The 21,191-nt window shown below is 44.8% G+C and carries 18 protein-coding genes; 11 read left to right on the forward strand and 7 right to left on the reverse strand.

What is annotated here, in order from left to right:
• Positions 1 to 62 precede the first annotated feature (62 nt).
• Both clcA and OW495_RS14595 read left to right on the forward strand, forming a co-directional pair.
• The gene (gene clcA / locus OW495_RS14590) at positions 63 to 1,469 is read left to right on the forward strand and encodes a H(+)/Cl(-) exchange transporter ClcA (RefSeq protein ID WP_029223356.1); all 1,407 of its coding nucleotides are present in this window, start codon (positions 63 to 65) and stop codon (positions 1,467 to 1,469) included.
• 232 nt (positions 1,470 to 1,701) lie between these two features.
• Positions 1,702 to 2,682 carry a TDT family transporter gene (locus OW495_RS14595; protein WP_198599797.1) on the forward strand — a complete coding sequence of 327 codons (981 nt, stop codon included), beginning with the start codon at positions 1,702 to 1,704 and terminating at the stop codon, positions 2,680 to 2,682.
• A 155-nt stretch (positions 2,683 to 2,837) separates the two neighbouring features.
• On the opposite strand, the gene hmpA is transcribed toward OW495_RS14595, so the two are convergent.
• Positions 2,838 to 4,034, reverse strand: a complete 1,197-nt coding sequence (gene hmpA / locus OW495_RS14600) for an NO-inducible flavohemoprotein (RefSeq protein ID WP_102513957.1) — start codon at positions 4,032 to 4,034, stop codon at positions 2,838 to 2,840.
• 350 nt (positions 4,035 to 4,384) lie between these two features.
• Here hmpA and norR point away from each other — a divergent pair, with 350 nt between their 5' ends.
• Both norR and OW495_RS14610 read left to right on the forward strand, forming a co-directional pair.
• Entirely contained in the window at positions 4,385 to 5,977 is a 1,593-nt protein-coding gene (norR, locus tag OW495_RS14605; RefSeq protein ID WP_065104723.1) for a nitric oxide reductase transcriptional regulator NorR, read from the forward strand.
• An 89-nt stretch (positions 5,978 to 6,066) separates the two neighbouring features.
• Positions 6,067 to 6,426 carry a glutaredoxin gene (locus tag OW495_RS14610; protein WP_029223355.1) on the forward strand — a complete coding sequence of 120 codons (360 nt, stop codon included), beginning with the start codon at positions 6,067 to 6,069 and terminating at the stop codon, positions 6,424 to 6,426.
• Between the two features lie 131 nt (positions 6,427 to 6,557).
• Here OW495_RS14610 and OW495_RS14615 read toward each other — a convergent pair whose 3' ends face one another.
• Entirely contained in the window at positions 6,558 to 7,193 is a 636-nt protein-coding gene (locus OW495_RS14615; RefSeq protein ID WP_289887187.1) for an OmpA family protein, read from the reverse strand.
• Positions 7,194 to 7,461: 268 nt separating this feature from the next.
• Here OW495_RS14615 and OW495_RS14620 point away from each other — a divergent pair, with 268 nt between their 5' ends.
• The 6 genes from OW495_RS14620 to OW495_RS14645 all read left to right on the forward strand — a co-directional run bounded on the left by OW495_RS14620 (position 7,462) and on the right by OW495_RS14645 (position 12,999).
• Positions 7,462 to 8,088: a thioredoxin domain-containing protein gene (locus OW495_RS14620; RefSeq protein ID WP_102513958.1), complete on the forward strand. Its 627-nt coding sequence runs from the start codon at positions 7,462 to 7,464 to the stop codon at positions 8,086 to 8,088.
• Positions 8,089 to 8,130: 42 nt separating this feature from the next.
• A complete protein-coding gene (locus OW495_RS14625; protein ID WP_102513959.1) occupies positions 8,131 to 8,604 on the forward strand; it encodes an FKBP-type peptidyl-prolyl cis-trans isomerase in 474 nt (157 codons plus the stop codon).
• Between the two features lie 147 nt (positions 8,605 to 8,751).
• Complete coding sequence (locus OW495_RS14630; RefSeq protein WP_102513960.1) at positions 8,752 to 9,342, forward strand: TetR/AcrR family transcriptional regulator; 591 nt, start codon at positions 8,752 to 8,754, stop codon at positions 9,340 to 9,342.
• Between the two features lie 137 nt (positions 9,343 to 9,479).
• Complete coding sequence (locus OW495_RS14635; protein ID WP_102513961.1) at positions 9,480 to 10,511, forward strand: NADP-dependent oxidoreductase; 1,032 nt, start codon at positions 9,480 to 9,482, stop codon at positions 10,509 to 10,511.
• 34 nt (positions 10,512 to 10,545) lie between these two features.
• Positions 10,546 to 11,166, forward strand: a complete 621-nt coding sequence (locus OW495_RS14640) for a glutathione S-transferase (protein ID WP_102299977.1) — start codon at positions 10,546 to 10,548, stop codon at positions 11,164 to 11,166.
• A gap of 150 nt (positions 11,167 to 11,316) precedes the next feature.
• On the forward strand, positions 11,317 to 12,999 hold the full coding sequence (locus OW495_RS14645) for an RluA family pseudouridine synthase (protein WP_102513962.1): 1,683 nt from the start codon (positions 11,317 to 11,319) through the stop codon (positions 12,997 to 12,999).
• Positions 13,000 to 13,150: 151 nt separating this feature from the next.
• Here the strand turns inward: OW495_RS14645 and OW495_RS14650 are convergent, their stop codons facing one another.
• From OW495_RS14650 to OW495_RS14660, 3 genes are all read right to left on the reverse strand, one after another.
• Positions 13,151 to 13,444, reverse strand: coding sequence for a YkgJ family cysteine cluster protein (locus OW495_RS14650; protein ID WP_017085602.1), 294 nt, complete (start codon positions 13,442 to 13,444; stop codon positions 13,151 to 13,153).
• 167 nt (positions 13,445 to 13,611) lie between these two features.
• Positions 13,612 to 14,796 carry a D-alanyl-D-alanine carboxypeptidase family protein gene (locus OW495_RS14655; protein ID WP_289887192.1) on the reverse strand — a complete coding sequence of 395 codons (1,185 nt, stop codon included), beginning with the start codon at positions 14,794 to 14,796 and terminating at the stop codon, positions 13,612 to 13,614.
• Positions 14,797 to 14,974: 178 nt separating this feature from the next.
• Complete coding sequence (locus tag OW495_RS14660; RefSeq protein WP_017078292.1) at positions 14,975 to 15,565, reverse strand: DUF4136 domain-containing protein; 591 nt, start codon at positions 15,563 to 15,565, stop codon at positions 14,975 to 14,977.
• Positions 15,566 to 15,833: 268 nt separating this feature from the next.
• Between OW495_RS14660 and OW495_RS14665 the strand changes: the two genes are divergently transcribed.
• On the forward strand, positions 15,834 to 16,088 hold the full coding sequence (locus OW495_RS14665; RefSeq protein WP_010430226.1) for a YgjV family protein: 255 nt from the start codon (positions 15,834 to 15,836) through the stop codon (positions 16,086 to 16,088).
• 126 nt (positions 16,089 to 16,214) lie between these two features.
• Here OW495_RS14665 and OW495_RS14670 read toward each other — a convergent pair whose 3' ends face one another.
• Complete coding sequence (locus tag OW495_RS14670) at positions 16,215 to 17,678, reverse strand: sensor domain-containing diguanylate cyclase (RefSeq protein ID WP_231901139.1); 1,464 nt, start codon at positions 17,676 to 17,678, stop codon at positions 16,215 to 16,217.
• Positions 17,679 to 17,973: 295 nt separating this feature from the next.
• The gene (locus OW495_RS14675; protein ID WP_289887193.1) at positions 17,974 to 21,141 is read right to left on the reverse strand and encodes a glycosyl hydrolase family 18 protein; all 3,168 of its coding nucleotides are present in this window, start codon (positions 21,139 to 21,141) and stop codon (positions 17,974 to 17,976) included.
• Positions 21,142 to 21,191: the final 50 nt, after the last annotated feature.

Here is a 21,191-nt window from a genome sequence, read left to right on the forward strand (position 1 = left end):
ATGCAGAGGAAGCGTATAATTTATTGCAGTCCCGCCTCAACCCATTCAGGAGCCTTATCTCAATGACCAGAAGAGAGAAAATTAAGCAGTCCCTACTCGCCAAAATGCCAAGGGATGCTATTAATCAATTTCTCTCAAGAGATAAGACCCCAGCTTCAGTTCTCTTTCTTTCTTGCATCGTTGGTGTACTTGCTGGCGTTGTTGGCACTTATTTCGAAGTCGCGGTTCATTTCATCACCGAAACTCGTACCGATTGGCTAAAAGATGAAATTGGCAGCCACTTACCCCTTTGGCTTGCCGCTTTCTTGATCAGTGCTGCATTTGCCTTTATTGGTTATTTCCTCGTTCACCGCTTTGCTCCAGAAGCTGCCGGATCGGGGATCCCTGAAATTGAAGGTGCGATGGACGGTATGCGCCCTGTTCGATGGTGGAGAGTATTGCCAGTAAAATTCTTTGGCGGTATGGGCGCGCTAGGTTCCGGTATGGTGTTAGGTCGTGAAGGACCAACTGTGCAAATGGGTGGCAGTATTGGTCGTATGGTGACTGACATCTTCAGAGTAAAAGATGATGATACTCGACACTCATTGCTTGCTTCAGGCGCTGCTGGTGGCTTAGCGGCTGCATTCAATGCGCCACTCGCCGGGATTATGTTTGTGGTCGAGGAAATGAGACCACAATTTCGTTACTCACTCATTTCGATCAAAGCCGTCATTATTTCCGCTGTATCAGCCAATATTGTGTTTCGTTCGATCAATGGCCAATCCGCCGTTATCACAATGCCTCAATACCAGCCTCCTGAATTAGATGCTCTGTGGTTATTCTTATTGTTAGGTGTGTTGTTCGGCCTGTTTGGTGTGGTTTTCAATAAGCTGATTACGCTTTCTCAAGACCTGTTTGTGGCCATACACAAAAATGACCGCAAACGCTACTTGATGACCGGTACCTTGCTCGGTGGCTGCTTTGGCCTGTTGCTTCTTTATATTCCCGAATTGACTGGTGGTGGTATTGGTATTATCCCCAACATCACTAATGGCAGTTACAGCACCAACGTATTGTTATTGATCTTCCTAGGACGAGTACTGACTACGCTGCTTTGTTTTGGTTCTGGTGCTCCCGGCGGTATCTTTGCACCGATGCTCGCACTCGGCACGCTCTTTGGTTATGCCTTTGGACTAATTGCTGCGGCATTCTTTCCTGAATTGAATATTGAACCGGGTATGTTTGCGATAGCAGGTATGGGTGCCTTATTCGCTGCCACTGTGCGTGCGCCGATTACAGGTATATTACTGGTTATCGAAATGACCAATAACTACTACCTTATCCTGCCATTGATCATTACTTGCTTGGGCGCAGTGATCATTGCGCAAATGCTTGGCGGTCAGCCAATTTACAGCCAACTATTGAACCGTACACTTAAAAACGAGAAGTTAAGACAACAAGACCTCCCTCAGCAAGAGGAAGTTCGTTAATTACAAATGACTCATGAAACAAAAGCACACATTCAACGTGCTTAATGTCCCGATTCCGCATCAAAATCAAAAAAGCAAACGTTAAACTTGCTATCATCCACTCAAAATTAGTTGAATGCCCTCAACATCTATTGATGGCACAGCTACACGCTCTAACTAGAGCAAAAAATCTATTACTCACTGATATTCTATAAGCACCCACAAGCTATAATAACTAAGTTGGAGCAAGTCGTTGAACTGGAGAAGATTAACCCAAGTAAAAAATGTGCCGCCCTCTCAGGCGTCTTTAGCACTTGGTGTAATTGGACTAGGACAAGCTTGGGCATTATACCTCCCGGGGGTTGGTGAGATCATTCGCCCTTACCTTGCTGCTTTCGGTGCGCTGTTATTACTGCCTGTTTTACTTCGTTATCTCACCAGCTTTAATACCTTCATTAATGATATTCGCCATCCACTAAGCGGAAGTTTAATGGCGCCGATGAGCATGGCGTTATTGATTCTGTGTGACTATCTCGCCGAAATATCGCCAATAATCGCCTACCCAATTTGGTTCTGCGCGTTATTGCTGCATTTTACCATGATGGTGTTGTTCTTCGGTTTTCAGATCATCAATTTCAAAATGTCGAACATCGTTCCAAGTTGGTTTCTTTATCCTGTAGGGCTGATCAGCAGTTCATTGGCAGGCACGCAATTTGGACACACGGTATTTTCAGAAACACTCGCAGCAACGTGTATTGCCATCTACTTCTTCATGCTGCCCGTTGTGCTTTACCGCTTGGTTTTTGAAGGGAATTTACCTCGTAGAGCTCGACCTACTCTTGCAATCATGGCCGCACCAGTAAATTTGTCTTTAGCCGCTTACTTAGTCAACTTCGACAACCCAGACCCTATTCTTACGGGCGCTTTGGCGGGTATCGCAATCACCATGACGCTGCTTATCTACTTGTGTTATATCCGCTTAATGCGTCTGAAATTCCAACCTTCGATTGCTGCTGTTACTTTCCCATCGGTGATCAGTGCTATTGCTATGCATCGTTTAACCACGTTTTTTGGGGCCGAGTTCCCTCAATGGTACTGGTTACACCGATTTGGCTTCTTTGAGCTAACCATCGCGACCATATTAGTTATCTGGGTCGCTGGCGGTTACGTAAAAATGTACTGGCCCGAGTTTTTTGATTCTGATTACATGTCCAAAAAGGTTAAGCGTTCTTAATTCGACCGCGAGACGCTCCTAGTTCGAGTATCCACATCTTCAATATCCGATGATGTCAGACAGGATAAACCAAAAAAGGCCCCGCACTGCGGGGCCTTTGAGTAGGCAAGGTCGTTAATAGTTCAGGCGAGTGTCAATTGAACTATCGAGAGCTATTAGAAGTTAGCGTGTGGGCCAAATACTTCGTAGTGGACGCGAGAACGGTCGACTTTAAGTGCATCTAGCTGCTCTACAATGTTCTTCATGAAGCCAACAGGCCCACAGATATAGAAATCACTCTCCTCAAAACCGTTAGTGTCAGAGATAGACGCTAGATCCATTTGACCTTCATGTGTGTTCTCACATGCAGACTCGTCTTTGTTCATGTACCACGTTTTCGCTGCCCAACCTTTGTCGGCAACAATATCTTTAACGCGAGTCGTGAAAGAGTGTTGACCTACATTTTCACAAGCGTGAAGGTACAGTACAGGTTCGTTTTTCTGCTCGTTGTTTAAGAACTCAAGCATAGACTGCATTGGCGTTACACCAACACCCGCAGAGATAAGCGTTACTGGCTTGCTGCGCTCTTGATACATGAAGTCACCCGCTGGTGCGTATAGGCTAACTTCATCACCGATAGCAACAGTATCGTGCATGTGATTCGATACTACGCCTTGAGTCTCTTGACCTTGGCCTTCACGTTTCACAGAAATTCGGTACTGCTTGCCGTTTGGCTTGTCTGATAGTGAATATTGACGGATCTCGCTGTACTGAGCGCCTTCAGGTTTCACTTCGATACCAATGTATTGTCCTGGTGTGTAATCCAGAACGTCACCGCCATCTTTTGGTTGTAGGATGAAGCTTGTTACTAATGCTGACTCTTCAATTTTGTCTGTAATTACGAATGCACGTGCGGCTTCCCAACCACCAACAGCTTGTTTGCGCTGTAGGTAAAGTTCAGCTTCACGGTCGATGAATACTTGCGCTAAGAATAGGTAAGCCGCAGTCCACGCTTCTTCTACTTCTGGTGTGAATGCATCAGCAGCTAACTCACGCAGTGTTTCAATTAGGTGAAGGCCAACGATTTGGTAATGCTCTGGCTGAATGTTAAAGCTTGTGTGTTTCTGTGCAATACGCTCAACCGCTGAGGTTAACGCCGCTAGATTTTCGATGTTCTTTGCATAAGCCGCGATAGCTTCAAACAGCGCCACACCTTGGCGACCTGTTCTTTGGTGAGTCATATTGAAGATATCTTTCAACTCAGGGTTATGTGTAAACATACGTTGATAGAAGTGTTGAGTTAAAGCAGGGCCTGCGCTTTCTAAAAGAGGAATCGTCGATTTGATGATGTTGATATGTAGATTGTTTAGCATTGATTTACTCCGAACACTTAGTCTTTTGACCATTGATGTCAATTTGACTAATTTTATTTAAAGATGACTTTATACCAATTCTTTCTCAATGAGCTCTATGGCTGCATTTTTTCATGAGAATCACGTGGACTGATAAATTCGCATTAATTGATTCAAATCAACAATAGGTCAGATATTCAGTCATATAGACAACACGTAATGGACACATTGCACAAAGGGTGCCAACATGCGAAAGCTTGCTGTGTCTGGCATCCTTTCAAAAATTCACTTCAAACTTTAGTCAAAAAGACCTTTTTTTTGTGTCATAAAGACTCTACCATGTATAAAAATACAAACAGTATGAGCCCTTTATGCAAGATATCTCAGCATCCACTCTTATGGAAATGACCATCGGTCTCGCTAGCGGTGTGAACGATCAAGACCGTTTCAATCGCCTAATCGATGCTATTCGGAAAACCATCACGTGTGATTGTGTCGCACTTTTAAGCCTTCAAGGTGACACGCTAGTACCCATCGCAATGCAAGGGCTCAGTCGAGATACATTCGGTCGTCGCTTTATCATTTCAGAGCACCCTCGCTTTGAAGAAATCTGCGCATCACGTTCTCCTGTTCGTTTTGATGCTGACAGCTCCCTACCCGATCCTTTCGATGGTTTGCTTATTGACCACGACGGCGATCTACCGATGCATGCTTGTATGGGTCTTCCGCTGTTATTTGGTGAGAAGCTACTGGGGATCCTGACGTTAGATAGCCTAAAGCCTGATGTCTTTGCGAATATTCCTGCTCGCAATCTCGAAGTACTGGCAGCCATTGCAGCATCAACCATGCAAATGGCACTGACGTTCTCGCAATTAGAGCATCAAGCAAAACAATCAAAGCAACTATTAGAAGAGTTAAACGTTGAGGCGTGGGAACGCGATGGCGGCGAACTGATCGGTAAAAGCGATACCATGGTTGCGCTTAAGAATGACATTGCGATTGTCGCGCCTTCAGAATTCAATATCCTGATTCACGGTGATACCGGTGTAGGTAAAGAGTTAGTGGCTCGTACTCTGCATCATCAATCACAACGTAAGCGTAACCCGCTTGTGTATGTAAACTGTGCTGCGATTCCTGAAAACCTAGTAGAGAGTGAACTGTTTGGTCACGTTCGTGGCGCGTTTACTGGTGCCGATAAAAATCGCCTTGGTAAGTTTGCCTTAGCAGACGGAGGCACCCTATTCCTTGATGAAATTGGCGAACTGCCTTTAGCTGCTCAAAGTAAGCTGCTACGTGCACTGCAAAACAACGAAATCCAGCCAGTAGGTCAAGACAACATTCAAACCATTGATGTTCGTGTATTGGCTGCGACCAACCGAGATTTGAAACAAGAAGTTGAAGATGGTCGATTCAGAGCCGACTTGTATCACCGACTCAGCGTTTACCCTATTGCAGTGCCTGCACTGAAAGACCGTGGCGACGACATTAGCTTGCTAGCGGGCTTCTTCCTTGAGCAAGCGCGCCGTAAGCTTGGTATCAACCAAGTTAAGTTCCGTTCTGATGTACTTGTGTTCCTGAACCGTTACGGTTGGCCAGGTAACGTACGTGAGCTTGAACACGTGATCAGCCGTTCTGCGCTGAAAGCACTGGCTCGCAGCACCAACAAAAACCTCGTAACGATTAGCAAGGAAGATTGTGGCCCTCTCGACCAAGATCAACCTATCGCAACGACACAAGTGAAAACCACGCCGTTATCAACACCCACTATCGACCTGACTGCTGGGTTACGTGGTGCAACGGATGATTTCCAACGTACGATAATCACAGAAGTGTTAGAAGATGCGAATTTTAACTGGGCACAAGCAGGACGAGTTCTAAAAACAGACCGCGCAAACCTAACCCGATTATCAAAACGTTTGGGGTTAAATGTGGCTAAGTCTCACACGATCGAACGGACAAAATAGATATTAGCCGTTTGTTGCGAGCATCTGACAAAACTTGTGTATATAATGCTGCAAATTGTAACGCTAATTTTAAATATGTAGAGAGAGTTATGAAGTTTATCCGTTGGTTTTTAGGTCGCGTCATTTTGCTATTGAATTTTGTTTTCAGCCCTCGTGGTGTGAAACGTTCTCAAGAAGAACAAAGCCAAGTGAATGAGCAAGCAAAAACGCACACGTTATACCAATTCGAAGCGTGCCCATTTTGTGTAAAAGTGCGCCGTGCGATGAAACGTCAATCGGTTCAGTTTGAACTTCGTGATGCAAAAAACAATGAACAGCACCGTGCAGAGCTTGAAGCTGGCGGCGGTCGCGTGAAAGTGCCTTGCCTACGTATCGAAAAAGATGGCAAAACTGAGTGGATGTACGAGTCTTCAGACATAGTCACTTACTTAGAAAAGCAATTCGCATAAGCTGACAACGCTAAGCGAAAGTCAGATACAAAAAATCCCTCTTATGTGAGGGATTTTTTATGTCTGTTATCTATACCTGTTTGCTCTATCTGCTTTTACTTTCTTTTGAACGAGAACAGAGAGACTAACTGTTATTTAGCGACAATCAGCATCAATTCTACACGGCGGTTACATGCTTTACCTTGGGCTGAAGCATTGTTGCAAGCCGGCACGTATTCACCGAAGCCTCGAGTATAGATAGAGCGGCTAGATACATAGTTACTCTCTAATCGAGCTTTCACTTCTTTTGCACGCTGCTCTGATAGAGGATCATTGATTTGATCAGAACCCGTATTGTCGGTATGACCTTCAATCACAACATCGATATCTTGACGCTGAGAAAGATAACTACCCAACGTATCTAACCAATGGTTGTAAGCGGGTTCAGGGAAAGCAGAGCCTGTCTTAAAGTTCACATGTTGCTCAAGCTTTACCATTACATGGTTGCCAGGCAGAACTTCGAAATCGATACGGTTTTGTCTCAGGAAAACTTCTAGCGGATCGTTGGTTGAAACGCCACGCCCGTAGTTGGTGGTAATGGTTGTTTGTTGATGAGTATTGCTCTGCATTGAATAGCCACGATTGCTTGCTACGCGTGTCGTTTGAACCACGCCCCATTCAGGGTGCATAAGATCGTAATCAGTTTGTGGTGCAGTCTCTAGCATGTCACCACCAAATAAATCAGTTGGTGACGTAGCTTCACACCCAGCCAAAGCTATGCTTAACATTATTGCTAAATATCTCATTACTTCACCAACCACTCATGCAGATAAACCATTCACTAATGTCTATATCGGCACCGAGAGAAAAACTTTAGACAAAAACTTTAGACGAAAAAAAACATCCAAAAAAAGTGCTTTTGATCACAGTTAACCGTCAACTAGCCTGTCATCACCCGCTAGTTCGAACTGTTTGCATTTATTTACCTTATAATTGTTTTCCAATTCTTACTAAATAGTTAGAATCTCACGACTTCTCAACGCTAGAGCAAACATTATGTTTAAACCATTTACTAAATTCGTTACAGCACTCGCTGCCCTGCTTATTATCGCGGGCTGTAGTGAAACAGATGAGCCACAACAAGGTGTTCAATACGAAGCACTTCCAGCGGCTCTGACTGAATTTAACTTATCTCCGATCACTGAAATCTTCTCTCTTAATTGTGGTCACTGCCGTCAAATGGAAAGTGCAATTCCAGAGCTTGAATCACTGACAGACCAAAAGATTGGCAAAGTTCATGTGACTTTCAACGAAAGTGCTCAAATTAGCGCGATGATCTACTACACAGCGGTAATGCAGCTTGACGCAACGCCTGACCACGCTTTCATGGATGATCTATTCGGTGCGGTTCAAATGGGTGCAGATGCGACTCCTGAACAACGTCAACAAGCTCTAGAGACTGCGTTCACTTCTCGCGGTCTAGTTAGCCCATACCAACTGAACAAAGAACAACAAGTTGCGCTTTTTGACTTTATCAAGAAAGCAGAGGAGATCTCTGTAAAAGGCCAAATCAACTCAGTACCGACTTTTATCATCAATGGTAAGTACCAAGTCCTAACTGCAGGCCACCAAGATGTTCAAGGTATCGCAAAAACAATCAACTACCTTTTGACTCAGCCGTAACGGCTTTTCTCTATAAAGAATCAACAATAAATAGGTTTTACTATGTCTAAATTTATCATCCCGGTCATTGTCTTCATCTTGGCTGGTTTCATGATCTATCGTACTTGGATGAATCATAAGTCTGGTGACGAAAACTTCGAGCAAGGCCAACAGTTCCTTATCGAAAACGGCTCTAAAGAAGGGGTTGTTACGACTGAAAGTGGTCTTCAATACCTAGTTCTTGAAGAAGGTACTGGTACAGAGCACCCAACTAAGAACAGCAAAGTAACGGTTCATTACCACGGTACACTTATCGACGGCACTGTTTTCGACAGCTCTGTTGATCGTGGTGAGCCGATTTCATTTGCTCTTAAGCAAGTAATCAAGGGCTGGCAAGAAGGTTTGACTTACATGGTTGAAGGTCAAAAAGTTCGCCTGTTTATCCCGAGCCAATTGGCTTACGGTAAAGGTGGTTCAGGCCCAATCCCACCTTCAGCAACACTGATTTTTGATGTTGAGTTAATCTCTATCAAATAATCGAAGTGATTGATTTAAGCCCCAACATACGCGCTATGTTGGGGCTTTTTTATATCTGAACATTTTGAGCCACTTCAGCCACGACGGAATATACCCTCAAAAACCAACCACTAGACGACTGGTCTAATTTGAATTATAGTACTGCCCATGAACGAAAAAACAAATGACACACGCCTGCATGTTTTAGATGTTGGCTACCAATTAATAGTGAACAACGGCTTTAACGGCGTTGGCCTATCGCAATTGCTTAAAGAAGCGGACGTGCCGAAAGGGTCGTTTTACCACTACTTTAAATCGAAAGAGCAATTTGGCGAGGCTCTGATTCAACACTATTTTGAGACCTACATCGGTAGAGTTGAAACTATTTTGGTTCATGGTGAAGGTAGCCACTACCAGAGAATTATCAGTTATTTCACTCGATGGTCACAGATTGAAAACGGTACCTGTAACGCTCATAAATGCTTAGTCGTTAAGCTCAGCGCTGAAGTTTCTGATCTTTCTGATCCTATGCGTCAAGCCTTACTCAAAGGGGCTGAAAAAGTGACCTCTACGATACAACACTGTGTTGCAGGTGGTATTGAAGATGGCTCCATTAAGGTTGAAGACAGCCAAGAAACCGCTCAAAATCTATATTCTATGTGGTTGGGCGCAAGCTTATTGAGCAAACTAAGCCAGAGCTCAAGCAGCTTAGAATCAGCTTTAAATCTAACCCAACAGATTTTAAAAGGTAAAAACTAACCGCGCATTGTGTTTAGTTTTATTAACGACAGATAACCCGCCCTCTTATCAATTTGATGACGGCGGGATTTTTAGACAACAAAACTAGACGACTGGTCTAATTCTAAATAAACATAATATAAAATTAAGGATATCCAATGACTCAACAAGACAATCGCCGCATCGTATTGGCTTCTCGCCCAGTTGGCGCACCGACTCAAGATAACTTTCGTTTAGAGACAGTAGCCGCACCAACAATTAAAGACGGCGAGATGTTACTTCGCTCAGTCTACCTTTCTCTAGACCCCTACATGCGTGGCCGAATGAGCGATGCAAAATCTTACGCTGATCCAGTTGCAATCGACGAAGTGATGGTCGGTGCAACCGTGTGTCAGGTTGACGAGTCAAACAACAGCGATTTCGAAGTTGGCGAATGGGTACTGGCTTACACTGGTTGGCAAGATCTTGGTGTGTCTGATGGTGAAGGCCTAATCAAACTAGGTAAAGAGCCAACACACCCTTCTTACGCACTAGGCATCATGGGCATGCCTGGCTTTACTGCGTATATGGGCTTACTTGATATCGGCCAACCTAAAGAAGGCGACACTCTAGTCGTTGCGGCTGCAACAGGTGCAGTAGGCGCAACCGTTGGCCAAATCGGCAAGCTAAAAGGCTGTCGCGTAATTGGCGTTGCAGGCGGTCAAGAGAAGTGTCAGTACGCGAAAGAGGTACTGGGCTTTGATGAATGTATCGACCATAAAGCTGACGATTTCGCAGAACAACTGGCTAAAGCGTGTGACAACGGTATCGATGTTTACTTTGAAAACGTTGGCGGCAAAGTATTCGACGCGGTAATGCCGTTGCTTAACACAGGTGCTCGTATTCCTGTGTGTGGCCTTATCTCTCAGTACAATGCAACATCACTTCCTGAAGGCCCAGATCGTATGTCTAGCCTTATGGGCACTCTTTTGGTCAAGCGTATTAAGATGCAAGGTTTCATTATCTTTGATGATTACGCACACCGTTACAATGAGTTTGCTGTTCAAATGACAGAATGGTTGTCTCAAGGCAAGATGCATTACCGTGAGCACCTAGTTGAAGGCCTAGACGAAGCGCCACAAGCATTCATGGGTCTATTGGAAGGCCAAAACTTCGGTAAGCTTGTTATCAAAACAAACGAAGCTAAATAAATTTAAAAACTGAACCAGTTAACTAGGTAAAATCATGATTACTTTGCATCACCTAAACAAATCTCGCTCAAAACGAATCATCTGGCTACTGGAAGAGCTTGGTGTTGATTATCAAATCAAACCATACCAACGAGACAGTGTAACGTTTCTAGCACCACCAGAATTGAAGTCCGTTCACCCTCTTGGTAAATCTCCGGTTATTGAAGACGATGGTGTTGTGATCAGCGAATCTGGTGCTATCACCGAGTACCTAATCGACAAATACGGTCAAGGTAAGTTCGCACCATTACGTGGCACAGCTGACTATGTAGAATATTCACAATGGCTTCACTTCGCTGAAAGCTCTGGCATTCTGCCAATGCTACTTAAAATCTTTGTGATGAAAGACGGTTGCGAGACTAATTTCCTTGGCGGCTACGCTGATGACGAAAACCAAAAGGTCCTAACCTTTGTCAACGAGGCGCTTGAAGGTAAAACTTACCTTGTTGCTGATACTCTGACGGGTGCCGATTTCATGATGTCGTTCATCGTAGAAATCGTGGGTAACTTCGGTGCCACTGCGCTCTACCCTAACATTGCTAAATACGGTGATCTTTTAACGAGCCACCCTGCTTACCAAAAAGCCGAGCAACTAGAGCTAGAACACTCGAACTGATCGAGTTTCAATCAAGCTCTGCGCGCTTAGGATAAGCACAAGCCACTAAATGAAGCCAAAGCCGATTTATCTTTCGCTTTGGCTTCTCATTTGCCTTCATTTCGACAACAATACCGAACTCTAACTGAACAGCCATAGAGTTTGATCTTCATGTCAGCAAACCTTGCTCAATACACACCACTGCACCTAAAAAACGACAATACGAATGTAGACTTACCGCTACCGACTCGTTTTACGTTTCCGTACTACTACACACCACATCCAACGTGTGAGTTTGCCATGCAGCAACTTCAGCAGTCATTACTCGACTGCGGTGTGAATGAAACATCGCAAGGCAACCTCTATGCCGTGCTTCTTATTCAGGATCCAACAACTCAAGAGCTAGGCTACCTTTCTGCATTTTCAGGTTTGCAGTTAGATTCTTCACTCGCCTCTCAGCTAACAAGTATTGCCTTTGTTCCTTCTGCTATTGATGGGCAACAGTTTCAAGTCCAAAACACGCAAGGCTTAGTCAAGCAAGCAACCTTGGTCGATGACATTACGAACCTAGAAAAAACTCATAACCTAGATGATTTGACGTCAAGCCTAATTGAACTCAAAAACGATGCGAGTAAAGCAGTTGAAGCATTTCAGATCGCAATGGCTGCCAACAAGGCTGAGCGTACGGTTCTAAGAGAAAAAGCCAATCAAGAGAAAGCGTTGGGGAATCTTGATTCAGCCGCTGACCTGCTTAAACAGTTAGGCAATCAAAGCAGCCAAGAGAAGCGCGACCTAAAAGCGCTCCGTATAGAGTGGAAACAAAAGATCGCAGAACGCCAGTCGCAAGTTGATGCTATCGAAAGCGAACTCAAGAGCCGCAAGCAAGAGTACCAAGCGATCGCAGTCGAATTAGAAGCGCAACGTTTGTCTCATTATCGCTTTATCAACCAAGCACTCGAATCAAAGAACCTGCTTGAATTGTTAGATGGCAAAGACGCTCTTGAAGGCTCTGGCGACTGTTGCCTACCTAAGCTGCTTAATTTTGCTTTTGAACACGGATTTAAACCATTAGCTTTGTCTGAGTTTTGGTGGGGATTACCTCCAACGGCTGTCATTCGCCAGCACGCAAACTTATACCCGGTTTGCCAAAGCAAAAGCTTCGAGATCCTCGACCACCAGCTAAACGGCATCGAATTAGAAGATAACCCGCTTATCGTGAACCCTGCGGTTGGTAAGTCGTTTGATATTGTCTATGAAGATCACGAGATCGTGGTGGTGAATAAACCCGAGGAGTTCTTATCGGTTCCTGGTAAGTTTATCGAGGACTCTGTTTATACCCGTATGAAAGCGCGCTACCCCGACGCAACAGGCCCTTTGATTATCCATAGGTTAGATATGTCGACGTCTGGATTGCTGATCTTGGCACTGACTGCAGAGTCCAATAAACACATCCAGAAGCAATTCATAGATAGAACCGTAGAGAAACGATATACAGCTCTGTTAGATGGTGAAATCGACGGCAAATCTGGCGATATCAGCCTGCCCTTGCGCGGCGACATAACAGACAGACCAAGACAATTGGTTTGCCCTGAACATGGGCGTAACGCTGAAACTCATTGGGAAGCGGTCAGCACCAACAATGGCAAAACCAAGGTTCACTTGTATCCAAAAACAGGCCGCACCCATCAGCTGCGCGTACATTGCGCTCACCCGTCGGGCCTTGGTGTACCAATCCGAGGTGATGATCTCTATGGTTACAAACGTGAACGTCTGCACCTTCATGCGGGCTACCTAAAACTGATTCACCCAACAACTGATGAGTGGATCGAGTTTGAAGTGCCGTCAGAGTTTTAGATTACTCTTATCGCACTATAGCTTTGTTTCGCTAAAACGATTCAGGGTTCTACATCTGCTTAAGATATAGAACCCTGAAATTTAATCTGATGGTGTATTTATCACAGATCGATAGCGTACTTTTTGATATTGTTTTTGATACAGCCGACGCTTAGCCCATCACATCTGTACGTTGCTCGACGCATTCAAAAGAGCCCATTTCGAACTCACGACAGATCCAAGGTCGGTTTTCATAGATCGTACACATCAGTGTTTCTCTATCAACTGCCGAACACCAGCCATCGTCTAATCTCAGCATGGTCTCGCCGCCCCATTCGTCATACGCAATATGCTCTTCAGGAACGCCGGTATCTGTGATGATCATAACCTCTAAACGACAACAGCATGCCTGACAATTGGCACATGTTACTTCGGGTTCGGTTACGTTCTTTATCTCTATGGTCATAAGTGACTACACTGCTAAATTTTGCGTATAGTAATCGAAACCGCTCGCTACGGCTAATAAAGAAAGCGACAGGCTCCATTTTCATGCGTGCAGAAATAACAATGGGCGTTGTGATTTACTCACAACGCCCACTAAGTTTTCTCGTTTTAGCTGAACAACGACTCTATTTAGAATAGGCTCGCGAAGAACAATTTAATGTAGTCCATCAAACGTTTGAATATGCCACCTTGCTCAACAGCCTCTAGCGCAATCAATGGTTGAGTTTGAACATCTTCGCCATCGACTGTGTAGTGAACCACACCTAAAGTCTGGCCTTCAGCAATCGGCGCTTTTAACTCAGAATCAAGTTCAATCGACGCTGTTAGCTTTTTACTGTCTGACTTAGGCAAAGTAATGAAGGTATCTTCTGCAACACCCAGTTTCAACGTATCTTGCTCACCAAACCATACCTTCTCTTCGGCCACTTGGTCGCCGCCTTGATGTGGGTTCAGTGTGTCGAAGAAGCGGAAGCCGTAGCTTAATAACTGTTTACTGTCTGACTCACGGCTCTTAACGCTCGATGCGCCCATCACAACCGCGATAAGTCTCATTTCACCTTGTGTTGCCGAGCTCGCTAAACTGTAGCCTGCACCAGATGTGTAACCGGTTTTCATGCCATCAACGGTTAAGCTTCTATCACGAAGTAAACCATTGCGATTGTGCTGTGTAATTCCGTTGTAGCTAAACGAGCGCTCGCTGTATAAGCCATATACATCCGGCAGATCACGAATAATTGCGCGCCCTAACAATGCAATGTCATAAGGTGTCGAATATAAGTCTTCAGCGTCTAGGCCATGTGCGTTAGCAAAGTGGGTATTTTCTAGTTTTAAAGAGGTTGCCCAAGAGTTCATCAAATCAACAAAGGCGTCTTGTGAACCGGCTACGTGTTCTGCAATCGCAACACTCGCATCGTTACCCGATTGGATAATCAAACCACGGTAAAGATCCATCATCGCCACATCGGTGTTCACTTCAATGAACATCTTCGATGAGTCTGGGAATTTTTTCGCCCATGCATTCTCACTGATTCTTACTTGATCATCCGCAGAGATGTTGCCTCGCTTCATCTCCTGTCCAGCTACATAGCTGGTCATCAGTTTGGTTAAGCTTGCTGGGTTTAATTTAGTGTGTGCGTTTTTTTCGACTAGCACATCACCGGAATTAAAATCAATTAACACATACCCTTTTGCGCCTAGGCTAGGTGGGCTTGGTACTATAGAAGGTGCTGCGATAGCTGCATTACTTACCATCGCTGCGTTACTTACAATGAATATACTTAATAGAGGGAGAGAGTATTTGGAAAACAGTTTCATTGAATCAAACCTAAGTTAACGTTTTGAGCAGTATAGACAAATGCTAGCAAAAGAAGCGCGAACTTTACGTTGCTTTACGTATTTGTACCATTCGTTACAAATAAAAAAGTATAATCTGCGATCTGACCATATTTTCAACAACTAATATTGACTCAACGAATGCATCCAACGACTTATTCTATCGCTCAGGCATGCGTCTAAATAACATTTCAACAAAGCCAGTAATGCGCTGTTTGCTCTCGCTTGGCTCTAAATCAGGTTGAATGCCAGACTGTGCTAATGCTTGCCATTGTACGACCTGAGAGTTAGGTACGAAAAAAGCAATGTACAGCGATCCTTTCTCGGCGACCTTTCCGTCACCATCATAAAATGGCACCCCTGTTGAAAGCTTAATCGCATCGAAAATCGAGTCATCATTTAACTCTGATTCTTCGGCCAATCCAAAACCGACAACAACATCACCAACTGCACCATTTTGATTCAGTTGATAACCTTTCGTAGCGAGTTGATCTTCAATCGCATCACGCACTAGATCGGTTACTACGGTCTCATCGTATTTTTGAGAAAGGTAAACCTGCTCTGATTCAGGGTGCCACGAGTACGTCGTCACTCCGTGTTCCATGAACTCAAAATCACCACTGGTGACCACACCATAATTGTGCGATGGCGGCATTTCTTGTGTGGTACATGCTGTCAGTCCAATCGCTATCAAAGCCAATAACGCTGCTTTTTTTATGCTTTTTGTTGCACAAATGGATCGTTTTATCATTCGCGGCTTCCTTACCTATATAAGAATAAATATCAATTAACCTCCCAACATAAATAGTAATTATGTTAATAGAAAGGTCATTAAACGTTTGCGTAATCGCTAACCTTCACTTCTGCCCGTTTTGGGGGTTTAATCACAAAAACAGAGTTGGTATAGTCTACCTCGTTAAACATAACCAGACCATTCGAGGCACGGAGCTTCCTCAATCATCTCATGAAGAGAAGAATTGGTACCGACAAAGTATCGGCAAATTTAAGAGGGTCAAACAATGGAATTCAATATGGTTGAAATTTTAGGTTACGCGGCATCTATTATGGTCGCAATTTCATTAACAATGAAAGATATCGTTCGTCTGCGTGTCCTTAACTTTATTGGCTGTACTCTCTTTACAGCATACGGCGTTATGATTGACGCATGGCCAGTGGTCGCGACCAACGGTTTCATCGCTTGTGTAAACATCTACTTCCTTGCAAAAATGCAAAAGGAAAAAAAAACGGAAGCGATGAAAGCAGCGAAAGCTTAAATTAGCGATTAGCATTTCAAATATTTCTGAAAAAGCCCAAATAGAGCGATCTATTTGGGCTTTTTTGTGTCTGTCGTTCTCAAGAGCATGATTTCCAACCTTGAAGACATCGATTCTTTCAACTGATCACATATAAGCAACGCGATATTCGTTCTTTTGATACGTCTGAGTGTTGTTACGTCCCCTCTCTTTTGCTTGATAAAGCGCTTTGTCAGCTTTATCGATCGCTGTTTCAATATCAGTGAGCGCTCGATCGTGACAACAGCCAGCACTGATTGTGACAGGTGACACCAAACCTTGCAGTTGCTCTACACTTCGTCTGAGTTCCTCAGACAATTCGAATAACTCACGCTCATCACAATCAAACGTCACCAAAATAAACTCTTCACCGCCATAGCGTGCAATCAAGCGACGACGATTAACAAATCTCTTCAGTGATTTTGCGACCTCACAGATAACCCTATCGCCTTGAGCATGACCATATTGATCGTTCACCCGTTTGAAATGGTCAATATCAAGCAAAATGACACCGACATTTGTTAGCGGATAAGGCGACCTTTGCGCAATTTTCAGCTTTAACTGCTCGATAAAACTCCGTCGGCTAGGAAGACCAGTAAGGTAATCGAGGCTCGCAACATCCAAGATTTTGAGATGACGATGCCGCAGGTAAAGCACCAACACGATGATAATGCTCAATAGGCTCACGACCAAAGCCATCAAACTAATGAACAGCAAACTATGATTTCTATTGAGCTCCTGCTCTAAAATACCGGCGGAAATGACCCAATTCAGATAGGGGTAAAACTTATAGAAGACGTTTTTGTTGGTCGTACCATTGTCACTGGAAATTGAATAGCTAAAGTGACCTTCTGGCTGGGTTGCGATTCGATCAATGAGCAGTTCGGACGAGTAGCCTATCAAGGCTTTCAATGACTTGTGTTCATAATCAGGATGAAGCACTAAATTACCCTGAAGATCAATAATGTACACATATCCGCTATCACCGAACGCGTACTTTCTCAGCTTATCTTTTAAGCCTTCAAGATCGACCAAATACATCAATTCTTCTTTATAGGTCGTCGCGACCAAAGTATTGCCACTCGGTAGCCTCATCGAATAGGCAACTTTTGCACGCCGACTTATCTCATGTGGATTAGCGTGAAAGTATTCGATCATACCAGAGTCGATACTGAGCTGTTTTTGGATATGAGTAAGATGCCCGCGCTTCTTTCCTTGCAAGAAAGGATGGTAGAGGTGAACGCCTTGCGGTGACATCAAATAGATATAACCTGATTGTCCAATGTGCAATTCATTGGCGATCTGGCTTACCTGTTCAATTTCCTGTTCCGGTGTGGCATGCCATACATGGGACGCAACGGTATCGGTAATTCCTTTGAGATATGTCTTTATCGCCTCATTAACTGTTGTGTCGACAATATCGTAACTCGCATTCACAATCGTTCGAAAAAATAGCTGGTTGGATTCCAACAGTGACCTTTCAGTTCGGTTAAATTGAAAGGCCGAAAGAATCATCGACACAATGGCGAGCGCAATGGAAAAACTAAGAATGTATTTACGTCTGACTTTCAAGATTACCCCATAGATTTATAATTTTAGGTAACGCTGTGACTTCTCTTATATACAGATTGTTTTATATCATGGTTTTATTTTTTACTGAACGAGTGTCGATATTTTTAAGGGTTTCTATACGCAATCTGTGACTTAAAGCAAAAACGCCGAACTGGATTCAGTTCGGCGTTTTAATTTTACGTTGAAGTTGATTACTTAAATTACACTAAATCACTGATAAATAGACGTAAAAGCATTCGTATTTACTGGCTATTACTGCGATCTATTGTCTATAAATGGATTAGTTAGCATTAAATTAAGAACAAACCTGAGTCCAGCTACCATCACTACCCGGTTCAGAACTTGTCCACCAGTTCGCTTGGTAAATACTACCGTTATGAACCACTTGGTCGCCAGTGTTTGCATGGCTTGGGTTACCCGCCCAATCTTTCTGAGGTAAGTCTGGGTAAACCGCTAAACCGGCTGTATCGCATGTACCTGGGTTTGTGCCGCCATCGCCAGGGTTACCGCCACCTGAACTGATATCACCTAATGGTAGGTCTGGTTGCTCAAAGCTAAAGGCATAATCGACTCCGTTCACGCTTACTGCATAGTTAGCAGGGCCTGAGATTGGCAAGTAATACACCATATCTAGCTCATACACACCACCAGCAGGAAGCTCTTCCCATGTAGGCAAAGTAAACGCCACTCGGTGCATAGTGCCATCTAATCCACCAATGTTATCCGCACGAGTATGACCCGAAGCAATCACCGTTAAACCACCACCCGATTGATCTTTTGCATTATCAGGTGCTGACACTGGGATATCGAACTGGAACTCGGTACCGCCCGGAAGTGCTTGGCCTGTGTTGTTTGTAAACGTGATCTTAGGGTTAATTGGGTAGTTTTGGTCACCGACTTTGAAGCCACCAACCGATACCGTAATATCTAGCGCTTCTGTCGGGATAGCGCCCGTCGCTACCTTGTTTCCGTATGGGGTCGCAGACTTAAACTTGTCGTAGATAGCTTTCGTCATGGTGTTACCCATGTGGAACTCACCGTTACCGCTGTTACACGCTTGTTCTGTCGTATCGATAGACGTTCGGTTGCCACTTGCATCGAGTACATAACAGTTGTAATCCCCTGCCAGTTCCCAGAACATGATACCGCCGATCTCTTTGTCGATAACGTAGTCTGCTTTCACGTTGATAGAATCTTTATCTTCCGTTGAAAGGAATACGCCCTTCTCTGCGTTCCACAACCAAGGGGCAACCGCTACGCTGTCGTAGTTACGCGTGTAAGTTCCCGTTAGAACATCAGATGGATCATTCACAGGATCAAGCTTGTAAGCCTCTGCATACGAACCCCAAATGCCTTTCTCTAGGTTCTTCGCGTGCCACATTGGGTTAGAACCCGCGCCCATTTCGTTACCTTTTGGATCGGTATCGTGCCACATGTTGTCGATACCAATTGCACCATGGCCACAGTTATTCTTCTCACCTTCCCCCGTACCTGCTGAACATTCAGCTTGGTTTGGAAGTGCAGCTCGGCCCCAAAGACCATTTTCGCCTCCGGTTACACCTTGCCAACCACGAGTGTAGTAAGGCACACCGATATTAATACGACCTGCTGGCATAGAACCACGGAAGTAATGGTAAGCCCAATCCGTGTTCAGATAACCGATACCACCGTAAGCCGCGGTGCCGTAAACGTTCCACTGTGCTAACTCTGAATCTTTACCCGTATCAAACAAGGCTGCGTTATGACCTACGTGATCGTTCCACGCACCGTGAAGGTCGTAAGACATGATGTTTACGTAATCGAGGTACTTAGTCACATCGAACGTTTCCATACCGCGCAACAGGTAACCAGAAGAAGGCGCCGCGATCGTTAACATGTAATGATTACCATCTTGCGCAGACGCCGCATCAAGCTTCTCACGTAGCACTTTCATCAAGACTTGGTACGAAGCCCACAGGTATTGACGACGGGGTTCCATGAAGTCTTTGTCGTACGGATTACCGGCACCCGCCATAGAGGTTGGGTATTCGTAATCGATATCTAGACCATCGAATTGGTATTTACGCAGCATTTCCACCGCGGAAGTGGCGAATGTTTCGATACCTTGATGGTTAATAGAACCGTCGGCGTTGGTCGTCATTGTGTAGAAACCACCATCAGCCACTCGGCTACCGTCAGTGGCGAAGTGACCACCCGTTTCCGCCCAACCACCGATTGAGATTAAAGTCTTAACATCGTGTTTTTTCTTAGCGGTCGCTAATGCACCGAAGTGACCTTTGAAGCCTAAGGTAGGATCAACTTCAACGCCCGGCCACTCTTTACCTACCGCTGCGTTGTTCGGATCGTTCACATCACCCACGTTTACTTTGCCATCTGAGCCAATGCTCACGAAAGCGTAGTTAATGTGTGTAAGTTGTTCCCAAGGAATATCATTGACTAAGTATGCGGCTTGCGGGTCGTCCCCTGCACGCCAGCTGGTGAAGTAACCAATGACACGACGTGGGTGATCCGCGCCCATTTTCTCACGGCCTTCATCATCGTAAATAGTACAGTAAGGAACATCGACACCTTGAGTTTGATACAAGCCATCAGGACGGCATGTGCTTACTGTTGGCGCGCCATTCACAGTCAAAGAAGCCAGCGCTGAATCTGTCGTTGCGCCTTGATTGTCGGTAGCTTTCGCGTAAACCGCTAAAGAGCCTGCTTGAGTCGTTGTGTAGTCTAATGTGTATGGGCTTGTCGCTGCTGTCCCTACAAGGGCACCTGCTACGTAGAAATCTACTTTATCAACCGTGCCATCGCTGTCTGCTGCTGTTGCGGTAAGCGTTACTACACCACCAACATCGACCGAAACTGCTGAAAGCGCAACCGAAACTGTCGGTGCTTCATTTCCTGGCAGAGCTGAATCAACAACCACTGAAACTTCACTAGCAAGGCTTGCCGCACCTTCGTTGTCTGTCGCGACAACAGAAACCTGATGGTTACCCGACGTTGCAGCCCACGTTGCTTCAAATGGTGCCGCTGTCACAACCGCGACCGAAGAACCATCAACAAAGAATTCTACTGAAGCAACACTGCCATCAGCGTCCAGTGCTGTTGCGCTTAATACGACGTTGTCACCCTCAACAATCACATCTGATGCCGTTGGCGCTGTTAACGAAGCCGTTGGTGCTTCATTTGGTGTACCACCGCCCCCATTGCCGCTACACACATCTAGCTTTTTCCACTGTGCATAGTCACCTTCAAATTGGCTCGGGTTGTTGTTCTGATTCCAGTAATTTGCTGAATACGCGCTGCCGTCATGTGAAACCTGATCACCACCGGTGTACACCGTGGCAGAGTCCCACGTTTCTAACGTTGAACAATCAACAGCCGCATAACTGTTGAACGCCATCAAGCATGACGCGGTGAGAGTACTGAGTGTAAAAACCTTCTTGGCCACTCTTCCTTGGTTTAGGTGCATGTTAGCTATCCCTTAAGTTGTTGTTTCAAGATGTTCAATTTAAATGGCAC

Source organism: Vibrio sp. 14N.309.X.WAT.E.F5, assembly GCF_030397615.1.
Classification (GTDB): Bacteria; Pseudomonadota; Gammaproteobacteria; order Enterobacterales; family Vibrionaceae; genus Vibrio; species Vibrio lentus.